This is a genomic window from Zoogloea sp., assembly GCF_023150065.1.
GTDB lineage: Bacteria > Pseudomonadota > Gammaproteobacteria > Burkholderiales > Rhodocyclaceae > Zoogloea.
The window spans coordinates 1-13927 of the sequence record NZ_JAKLLN010000030.1 but is presented as its reverse complement, the minus strand read 5'-3'; the positions used below and the strand labels follow the sequence as shown (position 1 = coordinate 13927).

Sequence of the window (13927 nt, the reverse complement as noted above, 5' to 3'; positions counted from 1 at the left end):
TGGCGTGCCGGCAGCGGGCTCAATCCCGCAGCTCCCGGCCGGTGAGCTTGAGGAAGACGTCCTCGAGGTTGGCCGGCCGGTGCAGGGTGCGCAGCCCCGGCTGGTGGGCCAGGTGGGCGAGCAGGGGGGCGGCATCGTCGGTGTAGCAGAAGGCCGTCTCGCCGCTGATCTCGCAACGCCGGCTCAGGGCCTCTGCATGGCGTGCGGCCCAGGCCGCGGCTCCGGAGGCGGCGCCTTCGCCGGTCCAGTCGCCGAAGACCTCCACCACCTGGGGCTCGATGTGGGCGGCGATGACCTCCCGCGGGCTGCCCTGGGCGAGGATGCGGCCCGTGTCGAGGATGGCCAGGCGGTGGGCCAGGCGCTCGGCCTCGTCCATGAAGTGGGTGGTCAGCAGGATGGTGGTGCCCTCGGCGGTAAGACGGCGCAGGCGCTCCCAGATGAGGTGGCGGGCCTGGGGGTCGAGGCCGGTGGTGGGCTCGTCGAGGATGAGCAGCTCGGGCTTGTTGACCAGGGCCCGGGCCAGGGTCAGGCGCCGCTTCATGCCCCCCGATAGGGACTGGATGCGGGCGTTCTCCTTGCCTTCCAGGCCGGCAAAGGCCAGCAGCTCGGGCACCCGGGGGCGGATGTCGCGCTCGGGGATGCCGAAGTAGCCGGCAAAGACGACGAGGTTCTCGGCGCAGGTGAAGTCGGGGTCGAGGCTGTCGGTCTGGGGCACCACGCCCACCCGGGCGCGGGCCTCCCGGGCCTGGGCGGGCACGGGCAGGCCGCACAGCCGGATGCTGCCGACGCTGGCCTCGGCCAGGCCCAGGGCGCAGCGCAGGGTGGTGGTCTTGCCGGCGCCGTTGGGCCCGAGGAGGGCGAAGCACTCGCCCCGCTCGAGCTTGAGGTCGAGGCCGCGCACCACCTCCCGGGCGTCGGGGCCGGTGCCGAAACGTTTGACGAGGCCGCTGATCTCGAGCGGCATCAGGCCGGTGGCGGTGTGGTGGAAACGAAGGACGGCCGGGCCAGCACGTCGGCGGCCCAGGCGGCGAGCTCGGGGTGGGTGCTGCGCCACACCAGCGAGGCGAAGCGGAAGTCCAGGTAGCCCAGGGCGCAGGCGGCGGCGATGTCGCCCAGGCCGAGGTTGGCCCCGGCCATGCCCTTGCGCTCCACCAGGCGCCGGTCGAGGGCCGCCAGGCCGCGGTGGATCTTGGTGATCTGGCGTTCGATGCTGGCGCTGTCCTGCTGCCCGGCGGGTCGGCGGCTCTCGAGGAAGGCCGCCACCGCGGCGTCGGTGATCCCGTCGGCCAGGGCTTCGGTCTGGCGCACCGGCAGGGCGGCCAGCCGGTCGGCGGGAATCAGGGTGGCGCCGCCCAGGGTCTCCAGGTATTCGGCGATCACCGGGGAGTCGTACCAGACTTCGCCGTCATCGGCCACCAGGGCCGGCACCTTGCCCAGGGGGTTGTAGTCGGGCACGGAGGTTTCGGCCAGCCACGGGATGTCCACCTCCAGGCTGAAGGGCAGGCCTTTTTCGGCCAGGGCCACGCGGATCTTGCGGGCGTAGGGGCTGGTGAGGGATGCGACGAGTTTCATGGCAGGGGCTCCCAGGCGCGGTCGATGAGCTTGCGGATGATGTGCAGCTTGCCGTGGAAGAAGTGGTCGGCACCGGGCACCACCACCACGGGCAGCTCCTGGGGTTCGGCCCATTCCATCACGTTGGCGAGGGAGACGGTCTCGTCCTTCTCCCCGTGGATGACCAGAGTGTCGTCGGGGACCGGCAGGGTGGTGTAGCTGCGCGCGCCGGTCACCTGGCCGGCGGCAGTGCCCACCAGCACGATGCGGCCGGCGGGGGTGACGCCCTCGGCCAGGCGGGCGGCGACCCGGGTCTGCACGTAGGCGCCGAAGGAGAAGCCCCCCAGGGCCAGGGGCAGGCTGCCCCAGCGGCTCTGGGCCCAGCTGATCACGGCCAGCATGTCCTCGGTCTCGGCGATGCCGTTGTCGTGCCCGCCCTCGCTCTTGCCGACGCCGCGGAAGTTGGGGCGCAGGGCGGCGTAGCCCAGGTCGCGGAAGACCCGGGCCAGGGTGTGGGCCACCTTGTTGGTGTTGGCACCGTGGAAGAGCGGGTGGGGGTGACACACCAGGGCGATGCCGCGCACGTGGTCGGGGGTGTCGATGATCAGCTCGATCTGCCCGGCGGGGCCGTGGATGAGAGCGTTCTCGGTGGCCATGGTCAGATCTTCAGGCGCTCGACGATGCGGCCATTCTGCAGATGCTCGGAGATGATCTCGTCCACGTCGGACTTGTCCACCAGGGTGTACCAGACGTTGTCCGGGTACACCACCAGCACCGGGCCCTCGTCGCAGCGGTCGAGGCAGCCGGCCTTGTTGATGCGCACCTTGCCCTTGCCCTTGAGGCCGAGGGCGGCGATGCGGTCCTTGGCGTAGGTCTGCAGTTCGACGGCGCCCTGGGCGGCGCAGCAGCTCTCGCCTTCGGCGCGCTGGTTGCAACAGAAGAAAACGTGGTGCTTGAAGTAGCTCATGGGGTCTCCGGGTGGGGGCGCCAAATCTGGCCCTGAATGTGTCCGCGATTATCAATCAATCGCTCGCCCGGTGGCGTCTTTCAATGGTTGCGAAAGCCGTCCCGCGGGGCGCTGGCGCCAAGCAGGCCAAGATAGGCGAAGGTGATGAAGGGCCACAGGCTGGCGGTCAGCTGGGTGAGACCGTGGAAATTGAGGAAGTTGCCCTGGCGGATCAGGGTGACGTCACTGGGCAGGAAGGGGTTCTCGGGGGCCAGGTTGACCAGGGCCGTGCCCAGCAGCAGGGCCAGCCCGGCCAGCATGGCGTGGCTGCGGGCAGGCAGCAGCAGGCTCACGCCGAGCAGGGCGGCGCCGGCAGCCAGGCCGAGCTGCCCGCCGGGGGTGACCCAGTGAAAGGGGTCGCCCGGCGAGAAGAAGGCCGCCGCGGCCAGGGTCTTGGCGCCCAGGCCGAGGAGAACGAGCAGTGCCAGGGGCCAGGGGCTGAACTGGCGCATCATGCAGCGCGCCGTCAGCCCCACGGCGAGCAGCTGGCAGGCGGCGATGGCGGCCTCCACCTTGACGAAGCGCACCGGGTTGAACTGCAGCGGGGTGGGCAGATCCAGCAGCGGGCGCAGGTCGCCGCTGGCAAAGAGCAGGTTCTCGGGGGTGAGCAGGGTGAGCAGCCACAGGCCCATCACCACCAGGCCGATCTCCCCGGGGTGGCCAGCGACGATGCGTTTGCGCCGCCAGCGGGTGAGGCCGCTGCGCGGATCGAACAGGCGGCCGCCCCAGCGCCCGCCGGCCAGGGCGCCGAGCAGGCCACCCAGGGTGTTGCAGCCCACATCCACGTTGGAGGGCACCCGGCTGGGCAGGAAGTTCTGCAGGGTTTCGACTGACAGGCTGAGCAGGAAGGTCAGCAACACGGCCAGTACCACCGCCCCGGCGCGGGGCAGGCGCCCGGGCAGGGCCGAGACCAGGGCGAAGCTGAAGGGCACGATGCCGATCACGTTCACCGTCAGGTCCACCCAGGTGTAGTAGCGCGGCCATGGGGCCGACAGGAACTCGAAGGCCGGCAGGCCCGGATCACGCCAGCCCGCAAAGGGATGCAGGCAGGCGTAGACGATCAGCACCCCGATGGCTGCGGCGAAATAGGCGGCAAGAGGGGAGCTGCGACGTTGAAGAGGCATGGGCTGGGGGAATGGCGCGTCGGGGCCATTCTAGCCCGAGCAGCCGGGCTCTGCCGCGCTGCGGCATGGCGGCGGCCGGCGCTGGCCGACCTGGCGCCGGGCGTTCAGTGCCCGCCGGCCGGCGTGTGCAGCCCGGTGGGCAGGGGCAGGCGGAAGCGCGCCAGCTGGGTGCCGAGGCTGTCCCAGTCCACGGCGTCCAGCGTGTTCTTGACCAGCAGGCCCAGGTCGGTTTCGCCTTCCATCAGCAGGCGCCGGCTGAAGAACAGGGTGTCCGGGTCTTCCTCGCGCAGGGCCAGGGCCAGGTAGTCGCGGGTGGTGGCGGAGATGGTGAGGTCGGGCGCGCGGCCGTCGAACAGTGGGCGGAAGCCCCGTGGGGTGAGGGTGAAGCGCAGGGCCATGCCGGCATCGGTGACCTTGAGCAGCAGGCGCTTGCCGGTGAGGGGTTCGAGGGTGTCGCGGGGCAGCACCCGGTCGAGGGCCAGGTTGAGGCCGCCTACCAGGGCCAGGGTGGGCGGCAGCTGGGGCAGGTGGGCGCCCAGGCGGGCCAGGGGGGCGGGGAGAGTGAAGGCGGGGATCTTCATGGGCTGGGGCTCCGCGGGGTTCAGCTGGGGACGCGCTGCTCGACGCCCGGCCGGCCGTGCCAGAAGCCGTTGCAGGGCTCGGCGGGCAGCAGGGGCAGGGCTTCGTGGAGGGCATCGGCCGGGGGGATGAGACCGTCGAGGGCCTGACGGAACAGCTGCAGGATCTCGGGGGTGTGGGCGCCCTGGGGGCTGACGCGCAGCAGGTCGACGCCCTCGGCACAGACCGCGGGCAGATCGCCGAGCAGGGTGTGCACCTGGGCGGACTGGGTCTGGATGCCGTTCAGCGTGAGGAAGGGCGCCCCTTCGCGGGTCTTCAGGGGAATGCCGTCGGCGAACTCGAGGCAGCGGAACTCGCAGGTGTCCTTCTGCAGGTTGTAATGGCGGGCGGTGAAGCAGCGGGCCGAGTAGGCCAGGGGCAGGCGGCCGTGGGCAAAGATCTCCACTTCCATGTCGTGTCCGAGCCCGTCGCGCAGGGCGGCGATCTGCGCCCGGGACATCTCCGGCGGGGCCACCCAGCGGGTGGCGCCGAGGTCGGCAAAGAGGTCGAGGGTGGTCGGGTTGAAGATGTTCAGGGTGGGCCCGGCGATCCAGTTGCGCGCCGGGGCGTCGCCGCTGGAGAGCAGGCGCACCGCTCCCATGTCGTTGGCTTCGACGCGGAAGTTGCCGTTGGAGACGATGCGGCGCAGGGTCTTCAGGTCGGACTCGGATTCCACCAGAACCTGGCTGGAGAGCACCACTTCCTTGCCGGCGGCGGTGAGGATCTCGGCTACTTCGAGCCAGTCGGGCAGGCGCAGCTCGTGGCGGCGCGAGCACACGGTCTCACCCAGGTAAACGACGTCCACCGGGGCGTCGGCCATGTCGGCGTAGAAGGCCAGGGTGGATTGACGGGGCCAGTAGTAGAGCAGGGGGCCGAGGGCGATCTTCATCGTGCTTATTTCCAGGGGCGGTAGTAGGCGCCAAGGGTGTGGCTCTGGCCTTCGGAGACCTTGTTGAGTTCGGCCATCCAGGCCGGTTCGACGCGGAAGGGCTCGGCCGGGCCGGCCAGCACCCGGTCGATGGCGGCGCGCCACACCTGGGTGACCTGGCTCACGTAGGCCGGGCTGCGCTGGCGACCTTCGATCTTGATGGCGCGCACGCCGATGCGGGCCAACTCGGGCAGCAGTTCCAGGGTGTTGAGGCTGGTGGGTTCCTCGATGGCGTAGTAGGTCTCGTCGTTGACCTCGAAGCGGCCCTTGCACAGGGTCGGGTAGCCGGCCCGCTCGCCGTCGGCGAAGCGGTCGATGAGGATGCCGTTGAGGCGCGTCTCCATGCCTTTCGGGGTCTGTTCCCAGCGCACGTGCTTGCCGGGCGAGCAGGCACCGTCGCAGTTGGGGGATTCGCCGGTGGCGTAGGCCGACAGGGCGCAGCGCCCCTCCACCATCACGCACAGGCCGCCAAAGCCGAAGACCTCGATCTCCACCGGGGTGTTGGCGATGACCTGTTCCACCTGGGCCAGGGACAGCACCCGGGGCAGCACCGCCCGGGAGATGCCGAAGTGCTCGTGGTAGAAGTTGATGGCGTCGTAGCTGGTGGCCGAGCCCTGCACCGACAGGTGGAGGCGCAGGCCGGGGTGGGCCTTGCGGGCGTAGGCCATCAGGCCCGGGTCGGCCAGGATCACGGCGTCGATGCCGAAGGCCGCGGCCCGGTCGACGGCGCCGGTCCAGCGCTGCCAGTTGTCGGTCTGCGGGTAGGTGTTGAGGGTCAGCAGCACCTTGCGGCCCCGGTCGTGGGCGTAGCGCACACCCTCGGCCATGGCCTTGTCGTCAAAGTTGAGACCGCTGAAGTTGCGGGCGTTGGTGGCGTCCTTGAAACCGAGGTAGACGCAGTCGGCGCCGTGGTCGATGGCCGTCTTGAGGGCGGGCAGGCTGCCGGCAGGGCAGACCAGCTCGATGGGGCGGGGAGAAGTCATGGGCAGCAGCGAAAATGGCGCGGGCGGGAAACGACGCGGGCGGACTATAGGCGGGGTCACCGGGGCTGGCCTTGACCGGGGTCAACGGGGTGGCCGACGGGCCTTGGACAAATGTGAATCCCATTTCTGCAGAATGGGATTTCGGTGTCGGCTCGGGCATACTTTCGGCCATTCATCCGACCTCCCCCGGCCATGTCTCCTTCCTTGCCACGCCGTCGTTTCCTGAGTGCCGGACTTGGTTCGGCCTGCCTCCTGCTCGGCAGCAGCGGGGGCTGCAGCGCCAGCTACCAGGAGCCGATCAAGTTCGCCACCAACCCCTGGCCAGGCTACGACCCCCTCTATGTAGCCCGGGAAAAGGGCTATTTCCGTGACGTGGGCATCGAGGTGGCGCTGGTGGATCTGACCTCCATCGGCGCCTCGCGGCGCGCCTTCGAACGCGGCCAGGTGGATGGCTGTGGTGCCACCCTGGTGGAGATCCTGCTGGCGGCCGACCAGTCGGGGCTGCGGCCGCAGATCGCCGCGGTGGTGGATTACTCCAACGGCGCCGACGTGCTGATTGCCGCGGGCTCGGTGAAGAGCCTGGCCGATCTGCGCGGGCGCCGGGTGGCCATCGAACCCGGCACCCTGCACATCCAGTTGCTGGCCCTGGCCCTGGCCAGCGTGCAGCTGACGGTGCGTGACGTAGCCCTGGTGCCGATGCCCCAGAACGCCATGCCCGCCGCCTTTGCCGACGGGTTGGTGGCCGCGGCGGTGTGCTTTCCGCCGGAGTCCAACCGTCTGCTCGAGAAGGGCGGAAAGGTGGTTTTTCACAGCGGCCAGGTGCCGGGCCAGGTGGTGGATACGCTGGTTTTCGACGGGGGCTTCGTGGCCCGCCGGGGCAACGAGGTGCAGGCCTTCGTCAGCGCCTACTACCGGGCCATGGCCTTCATGGAGTCCAACCCGGACGAAGCCCACGCCATCATGGCCCGGCGCGAGAACATGAGCGTCGACGAGCTGCGCCAGACCCTTGCCGGCCTGCACTACGTGGGCCGCAAGGAGCAGCCTGAGCTGCTCGCCCCCGGTGGCCCGGTGGAGCGTTCCCTCAACCAGCTGCAGGGGGCCATGATGGCCCTGGCCCAGCTGCGCCAGAGCCGGACCCTCAAGGACTTCCTGATCGCCCGCGAGCTGATTGCCGCGACCGGCATCAGCGCATGAGCCCGGGCGGTTCTGGACCATGCGCGTGAGCACGCCCCACTTCCTGTCCCTGCGCTGGCGCCTGATGGGCCCGCTGCTGGGGGTGTGGGCGGTGGGCTTGGTGCTGCTGGTCGGCATTCTCTACGCCAGCATCCTGGAGCGCTTCCGTACCCTTGTCGACCAGCGCGCCGACGTGATGGTGGCGGCGGTCTATTCGGCGGCCGAGACGGCCCGCGAGCCTGCCGATCTGCGCCGTTTCATCTCCACCCTGGGGGCCTCCCGGGACGTGCGCGGGGTGACCCTGCTGGCCGGCTCGCCCCTGCGGGTGGTGGCGGCCAGCGATCACGGCCTCCACGGCCGGCCGGCCGAAGCCCTGGAACCGGCCATCGCCGCCCGCCTGGGTGAAGTGCTGCTGTCCCGCCAGGGCTGGCGCCGGCTGGACATGACCGAGCGCCGCCTGGACGTGCTCGAGCCCTTGCTGCTGGTCGGCTCCGACGGGGAGAACGGGCGCCTCGAGGACGGCGTGCTGCAGCTGCATCTCGACGCCAGCAGCCTGTGGCAGGCCGCGCGGGACACGGTGATCCAGCTGTCCCTGTGGCTGGGGGCGGTGCTCAGCGCGGTGGCAGGGCTGTTCTACCTGATGGTGGCACGCTATGTGCTGCGCCCGGCCGGGGCCATTCGCGGCGTCCTCGCCCACCGCCGCGAAACCGGCAGCGATTTGCCGGTGCCGGTGGCGCGTCGGGATGAGATCGGCGAGCTGGCCGAGGCCCTCAACGAGCTGCTGCTCACCCTGCGTACCCGCAACCGGCAGCTGGCCCGGGCCAGTGATCAGCACCTGGCCATGCTGGAATCCTTTCCCCATCTTGCCTGGCGCGCCAAGACCAATGGTGAGTGCGACTGGTTCAACCGGGCCTGGTATGACTTCACAGGACGCAGCCTGATCGAGGAGCAAGGCTGCGGCTGGCTCGACGGGGTGCATCCGGACGATCGGGAGGCCTGTCTGAAGGCGTGGAACGCAGCCCTTGCCACCCGCAGCAACCTGAGCAGCGAGTATCGCCTGCGCACCGCCGATGGCAGCTATCACTGGATCGCCGACCACGGTGCCCCCTTCTTCGATGGCGACGGCGTGTTTGCCGGCTTCGTCGGCTCCTGCTACGACCTGCAGCCAGCCCGGGACAACGCCCGCGACATCCGTCGCATGAAGCACCTCTACAAGGCCCTGTCGGCCACCAACAAGGCCATCGTGCATACCCGCGACGCGGCTTCCCTGCTGCCCCAGGTGGCGCGCATTGCCGTGGAGTTCGGTGACCTGGACCTGGCCTGGATCGGCCTGCGCGAAGATGGCCTGCTGAAAGCCGTGGCGGCCTGGGGCAAGGGGGCCGAGGGTGTGCTCGGCGGTGCCTGGGCGCTGCCCGGCGGGGTACCCGCCGAGGCCCGGGTCTTCAATGACGGCGGGGCCATGGCCGGGGCCGGCATCAGCGCTTCCGGCGCGCCCTCGCCGCACGGGTCCTGTGCCGTCTTCCCGATCCGCGCCGAAGAGGGGGGTGAGGGCGTGCTGATACTGCACAGTGCGGCGAACGGGTTTTTCGACGCCCCCGCGGTCAGCCTGTTTGACGAGATGAGCGCCGACATCGGCTTCGCCCTGCGCAACTACCGCCGCGACGAGAGCCTGAACCTGGCGGCCCGGGTCTTCGAGAACAACTCCGAGGGTTTCGTGGTGGTGTCGCCGGACCGGCGGGTGGTGATGATCAACCGGGCCTTCACTACCCTCACCGGCCTCTCCGAGGAGGCCGTACATGGCCAGACCCTGGTGCTCTTCGATCCGCAGCGTCACCCCCGCGGCTTCGCCACCGCCATCCGCGACGTGGCGGCGCGAGGCGGGCTGTGGAAGGGCGAGGTGTGGATTCGCCGCAGCGCCGGGGAGACCTTTCCGGCCGACATGTCGGTGAGTGCCGTGTGCGCGCCGGATGGTGCGGTGACCCACTACGTGGGGGTCTTCTCCGACATCAGCCAGCGCAAGGCCGACGAGGCGCGCATCCGTTTTCTGGCCAGTCACGACTTCCTCACCGGCCTGCCCTCCCGCGCCGCCCTCGAGGACACGGTGGCCGGGGCCATCGCCGCCGCCCGCAGTGATGCCTGCGGGGTCGCCCTGTGTTTCCTCGATCTGGACCGTTTCAAGAACGTCAACGACACCCTCGGCCACCACATCGGCGACCAGCTGCTGGTGGAAGTCGCCCAGCGTCTGCAATCGGTGATGGCCGAGGGCGAATGCGCCTTGCGCCACGGCGGCGACGAGTTCGTGGTGGTGATGCCGGTGAAGGGCGGGCGTGAGGTGCAGGCCCGGGCGGCCGGGCGGCTGCTGGGGGCGCTGGAAGAACCCTTCCGCCTCGCTGGCTGCGAGTTCACCCTTTCCGGCAGCATCGGCGTGGCGGTCTGGCCGGAGGATGGCGAGGAAGCGGACATCCTCCTCGACCGGGCCGACATGGCCATGTACCGGGCCAAGGAGGAGGGGCGCAATGCCATTGAGTTCTTTGCCGACGGGGTGACCACCCCGACCAGCGAGCGCCTGTCCCTGGAGCACGCCCTGCGCCGTGCCCTCGAACGCAACGAGCTGCACCTGCACTACCAGCCGGTGGTGGCCGCCGAAGACGGCCGTCTGGTCGGCGCCGAAGCCCTGCTGCGCTGGACCCACCCGGAGCTGGGCGACGTGTCGCCGGGGCGTTTCATCCCCCTGGCCGAGGAGAGCGGGCTGATCCTGCCCATCGGCAACCGGGTGCTCGACATGCTGTGCGCCCAGCTGGCCGCCTGGCGGGCCGAAGGGCGCAGCCTGGTGCCGGTGGCCGCCAACATCTCGGCCCTGCAGTTCCGGCGGGCGGATTTCGTCGATACGGTGGCGGCTGTGCTGCGCCGCCACGATGTTCCGGCCGGGTGGCTGACCCTGGAGGTCACCGAGAGCATGGTGATGCGCGACGTGGAGCGGGCGGCCCGCCAGCTGGCCGAGCTGAAGGCCCTCGGCCTGTCCATCGCCATCGACGATTTCGGCACGGGCTATTCCAGCCTCGCCTACCTCAAGCGCTTTCCCATCGACAAACTCAAGGTGGATCAATCCTTCGTGCGCGAGATCAACGAGGGGCCGGAAGACAAGGCCATCGTCGCCGCCATCGTCGGCCTCGGCCACAACCTCGGCCTGGAGCTGGTGGCCGAGGGCGTCGAAACCGCTGCCATGGCCGCCACCCTGCGGGAGCTGGGCTGCGACGAGTTCCAGGGCTGGCACTACGGGCGGGCCGAGCCGGCAGAGGTCTTTGCCGCCAGACTGGTGCGCTGAGGATGTTCCCGCCGGGCTGCACGACCCTATAATCGGTCCATCCCCCACGCTTTTCCTTGCCCCATGTTGTTCTGGTTCGTCATCGCCTACTGGCTGATCTCGGTGGCCATCGGCCTCATCGCCGCCACGCGGGTCCATAACACCCGGGATTTCGCCGTCGCCGGCCGGCATCTGCCCTTCTACATGGTCACCGCCACGGTGTTCGCGACCTGGTTCGGGGCCGAGGCGGTGCTCGGGGTGCCGGCCACCTTCCTCAACGAGGGCCTGCGCGGCGTAGTGGCCGACCCCTTCGGCTCGTCCATGTGCCTGATCCTGGTGGGGCTGTTCTTTGCCGCGCCCCTCTACCGCATGAACCTGCTGACCATCGGCGACTTCTACAAGAAGCGCTATGGCCGCGGCGTCGAGGTGCTCACCACCGTCGCCATCGTGATCTCCTACCTGGGCTGGGTCGGTGCGCAGATCACCGCCCTGGGCCTGGTCTTCAACGTGGTGTCGGCGGGGGAGATCAGCAAGGTGGCGGGCATGTGGATCGGCTCCATCACCATCCTCGTCTACACCCTGTTCGGCGGCATGTGGGCGGTGGCCGTCACCGACTTCCTGCAGATGATCATCATCGTCATCGGCATGCTGTGGATCGGCGGCGAGGTGAGCAGCCTGGCCGGTGGCGTCGGGGTGGTGGTGAATCACGCCATGAACGAGGGCAAGTTCGCCTTCTTCCCGGCGGCCGACCCGAAGGAGGTCATCGCCTTCATCGCCGCGGCGGTGACCATGATGCTCGGCTCCATCCCCCAGCAGGACGTCTTCCAGCGGGTCCAGTCGGCCAAGTCCGAACGCATCGCGGTGTGGGGCTCGGTGCTCGGCGGTGCCCTGTATTTCGCCTTCGCCTTCGTGCCCATGTTCCTGGCCTACTCGGCCACCCTCATCGATCCGGCCCTGGTGTCGCGGCTGATCAACACCGACTCGCAGATGATCCTGCCCGAGCTGGTGCTGTCCAAGGCGCCGCTGGTGGCCCAGATCCTGTTCTTCGGGGCCCTGCTGTCGGCCATCAAGAGCTGCGCCTCGGCCACCCTGCTGGCGCCGTCGGTGACCTTCACCGAGAACATCCTCAAGCCGGCCCTGCCCGATCTCACCGACAAGAAGCTGCTGTTCTGGATGCGCGTGGTGACCTTCAGCTTCACCGTGCTGGTCACCCTCTACGCCATGGTGTCCGATGCCAGCATCTTCAAGATGGTGGAGAACGCCTACCAGGTGACCCTGGTGGCGGCCTTCATCCCGCTGCTGTGCGGGCTGTACTGGCGCCGTGCCACCAACCAGGGGGCGCTGGCCTCGATCTGCTGCGGGGTGGGCGTGTGGCTGGCGGTGCACATCGCCGGCGGCGAAGACCCCTTCATTCCGGCCCAACTCGCCGGGCTGCTGGCCAGCGCGCTTGGCATGGTCGCCGGCTCGCTGGTGAAGCAATGGCTGCCCCATGACCATGGGGTGCACGACCGCCTGCGCCACGGCCATCATGCCGCGGCTTCCCACGGTGTCGCCCACGAAGGCATCGGCGCCATCCACCGCCATTGAGCGCGGCTCGGGGAACCCCGGGCGCGCTGGCGCGTCTCTTCTCCGGATGCCCGCCGATAACCAGGACTCTTCAGCCTTGACCCCAACCGCGCCGTCGTCCGCCCACAAAACCATCGCCGTCGCCCTCACCGGGGCCTCGGGCATGCCCTATGGCCTGCGCCTGGTGGAGTGCCTGCTGACAGCAGGCTGCCGGGTGTGGCTGCTGTATTCCCAGGTGGCCCAGATCGTCGCCCGGCAGGAGATGGACTTGGCCCTGCCCGCCCGCCCCGACGAGGTGGAAGCCCAGCTGGGTGCCCGCTTCAACGCGGCCCCGGGCCAGCTGCGGGTGTTCGGCCGCGAGGAGTGGTTCGCGCCGCCGGCTTCCGGCTCCAACCCGCCAGAGGCCATGGTGGTGTGCCCTTGCACCATGGGCACCCTGGCGTCCATCGCCGCGGGCCTTGCCGGCAATCTCATCGAACGGGCTGCCGACGTGGTCATCAAGGAAGGCCGCAAGCTCATCCTGGTGCCCCGGGAGACGCCCTTCTCGGCCCTGCACCTGGAGAACATGCTGCGTCTGGCGCGGATGGGCGTGGTCATCCTGCCCCCCAACCCGGGCTTCTACCATCACCCCCAAACCGTGGACGACCTGGTGGACTTCGTCGTCGCCCGCATCCTCGATCAACTCGCCGTGCCCCATGCGCTGATGGCGCGCTGGGGAGAGGCCGTCGGGAGCGCGAAGCATGAGCACTGATATCGACACCGTCGAGATCCCCCTCTTCCCCCTGGGCACGGTCCTGTTTCCGGACGGGGTGCTGCCCCTCAAGCTGTTCGAGGCCCGCTACCTGGACATGGCCGCCCGCTGCATGCGCGCCAATGCGCCCTTCGGCGTGTGCCTGATCCGCGAAGGCGGCGAGGTGGGCGCGCCGGCGGTGCCCCACGGGGTCGGCTCGATCGCCCGCATCACCGGCTGGGACATGGACAAGCCGGGCCTGCTCTTCATCACCACCCGGGGCGGCGAGCGTTTCCGCATCGTCGAGCAGAGCACGCGCCCCGACCGCCTGCTCACCGCGCATATCGCGCTGCTGCCCGAGCCACCGGTGCAGTCCGTGCCGGAAGCCCTCGCGGATGTGCTGCCCCTGCTCCGGGCAATCGTCGCCGATGCGGGCGAGGAGGCCTTTCCGCTGCCCCATCGTTTCGACGACGCCAGCTGGGTGGGCTACCGCCTGGCGGAGATCCTGCCCATCCCGCTGCTGGCCCGTCAGCGTCTGCTGGAGCTCGACGATCCCCTCTCACGGCTGGAGATCATCCAGGCCTACCTGCGTCAGCACAAGCTGCTGGGGGACGACTGAGAGGGGGTGAGAAACCCGCTTCCCTCAGTTCGAGGCCTGTGCTCGCCCTGACCGGCAGCGCAGTTCCCGTGGGGTCGAATTCATTCGACCTCGGACTTTGTTCAGCGGCTTGCTGGTCATTGGCGTGAGCAGGTCGAATAAATTGGCGCTGTTCGCGTTAAGTATGGAAAGTGTTTTCACCCTCGGAAGGTAAGGCATCTCGATGCCCGGTGGGGTGGCCGTTACTGGCTGGCGTTCCGTTGTTTGGTGTGACGTTGGCCGGGTGTTCGCCCCGGCGGGCGACTGACTTTCTTGCTTCGCCAAGAAAGTCAGCAAAGAAGGCGAC

The 13927-nt window shown here is 69.4% G+C and carries 13 protein-coding genes; 5 read left to right on the top strand and 8 right to left on the bottom strand.

Annotated features, from left to right (window positions below; all coding sequences use genetic code 11):
* Positions 1 to 19: 19 nt before the first annotated feature.
* The 8 genes from L6Q67_RS21610 to L6Q67_RS21575 form a co-directional block, all read right to left on the bottom strand.
* Entirely contained in the window at positions 20 to 964 is a 945-nt protein-coding gene (locus tag L6Q67_RS21610; protein WP_296574769.1) for an ATP-binding cassette domain-containing protein, read from the bottom strand.
* Positions 964 to 1572, bottom strand: coding sequence for a glutathione S-transferase (locus L6Q67_RS21605; protein ID WP_296574766.1), 609 nt, complete (start codon positions 1570 to 1572; stop codon positions 964 to 966). The genes L6Q67_RS21610 and L6Q67_RS21605 overlap by 1 nt, the downstream gene beginning before the upstream one ends.
* Positions 1569 to 2207, bottom strand: a complete 639-nt coding sequence (locus L6Q67_RS21600) for an alpha/beta fold hydrolase (protein WP_296574763.1) — start codon at positions 2205 to 2207, stop codon at positions 1569 to 1571. The genes L6Q67_RS21605 and L6Q67_RS21600 overlap by 4 nt, the downstream gene beginning before the upstream one ends.
* A 2-nt stretch (positions 2208 to 2209) precedes the next feature.
* A complete protein-coding gene (locus L6Q67_RS21595; RefSeq protein ID WP_296574760.1) occupies positions 2210 to 2518 on the bottom strand; it encodes a (2Fe-2S) ferredoxin domain-containing protein in 309 nt (102 codons plus the stop codon).
* Positions 2519 to 2598: 80 nt separating this feature from the next.
* Positions 2599 to 3681, bottom strand: coding sequence for a VanZ family protein (locus L6Q67_RS21590; RefSeq protein ID WP_296574756.1), 1083 nt, complete (start codon positions 3679 to 3681; stop codon positions 2599 to 2601).
* Positions 3682 to 3785: 104 nt separating this feature from the next.
* Positions 3786 to 4262, bottom strand: a complete 477-nt coding sequence (locus tag L6Q67_RS21585) for an SCP2 sterol-binding domain-containing protein (protein ID WP_296574753.1) — start codon at positions 4260 to 4262, stop codon at positions 3786 to 3788.
* A 20-nt stretch (positions 4263 to 4282) separates the two neighbouring features.
* On the bottom strand, positions 4283 to 5188 hold the full coding sequence (locus L6Q67_RS21580; protein ID WP_296574750.1) for a U32 family peptidase: 906 nt from the start codon (positions 5186 to 5188) through the stop codon (positions 4283 to 4285).
* Between the two features lie 5 nt (positions 5189 to 5193).
* The gene (locus tag L6Q67_RS21575) at positions 5194 to 6210 is read right to left on the bottom strand and encodes a peptidase U32 family protein (protein ID WP_296574748.1); all 1017 of its coding nucleotides are present in this window, start codon (positions 6208 to 6210) and stop codon (positions 5194 to 5196) included.
* Between the two features lie 192 nt (positions 6211 to 6402).
* Between L6Q67_RS21575 and L6Q67_RS21570 the strand changes: the two genes are divergently transcribed.
* The 5 genes from L6Q67_RS21570 to L6Q67_RS21550 all read left to right on the top strand — a co-directional run bounded on the left by L6Q67_RS21570 (position 6403) and on the right by L6Q67_RS21550 (position 13602).
* Positions 6403 to 7404 carry an ABC transporter substrate-binding protein gene (locus tag L6Q67_RS21570; protein WP_296574745.1) on the top strand — a complete coding sequence of 334 codons (1002 nt, stop codon included), beginning with the start codon at positions 6403 to 6405 and terminating at the stop codon, positions 7402 to 7404.
* A gap of 25 nt (positions 7405 to 7429) precedes the next feature.
* Entirely contained in the window at positions 7430 to 10708 is a 3279-nt protein-coding gene (locus L6Q67_RS21565) for an EAL domain-containing protein (RefSeq protein WP_296574742.1), read from the top strand.
* Between the two features lie 63 nt (positions 10709 to 10771).
* Positions 10772 to 12274: a sodium:solute symporter family protein gene (locus L6Q67_RS21560; RefSeq protein ID WP_296574739.1), complete on the top strand. Its 1503-nt coding sequence runs from the start codon at positions 10772 to 10774 to the stop codon at positions 12272 to 12274.
* Positions 12275 to 12350: 76 nt separating this feature from the next.
* Positions 12351 to 13004, top strand: a complete 654-nt coding sequence (locus tag L6Q67_RS21555; RefSeq protein WP_296574736.1) for a flavin prenyltransferase UbiX — start codon at positions 12351 to 12353, stop codon at positions 13002 to 13004.
* Positions 12994 to 13602 carry an LON peptidase substrate-binding domain-containing protein gene (locus L6Q67_RS21550; protein ID WP_296574734.1) on the top strand — a complete coding sequence of 203 codons (609 nt, stop codon included), beginning with the start codon at positions 12994 to 12996 and terminating at the stop codon, positions 13600 to 13602. The genes L6Q67_RS21555 and L6Q67_RS21550 overlap by 11 nt, the downstream gene beginning before the upstream one ends.
* Positions 13603 to 13927 lie beyond the last annotated feature (325 nt).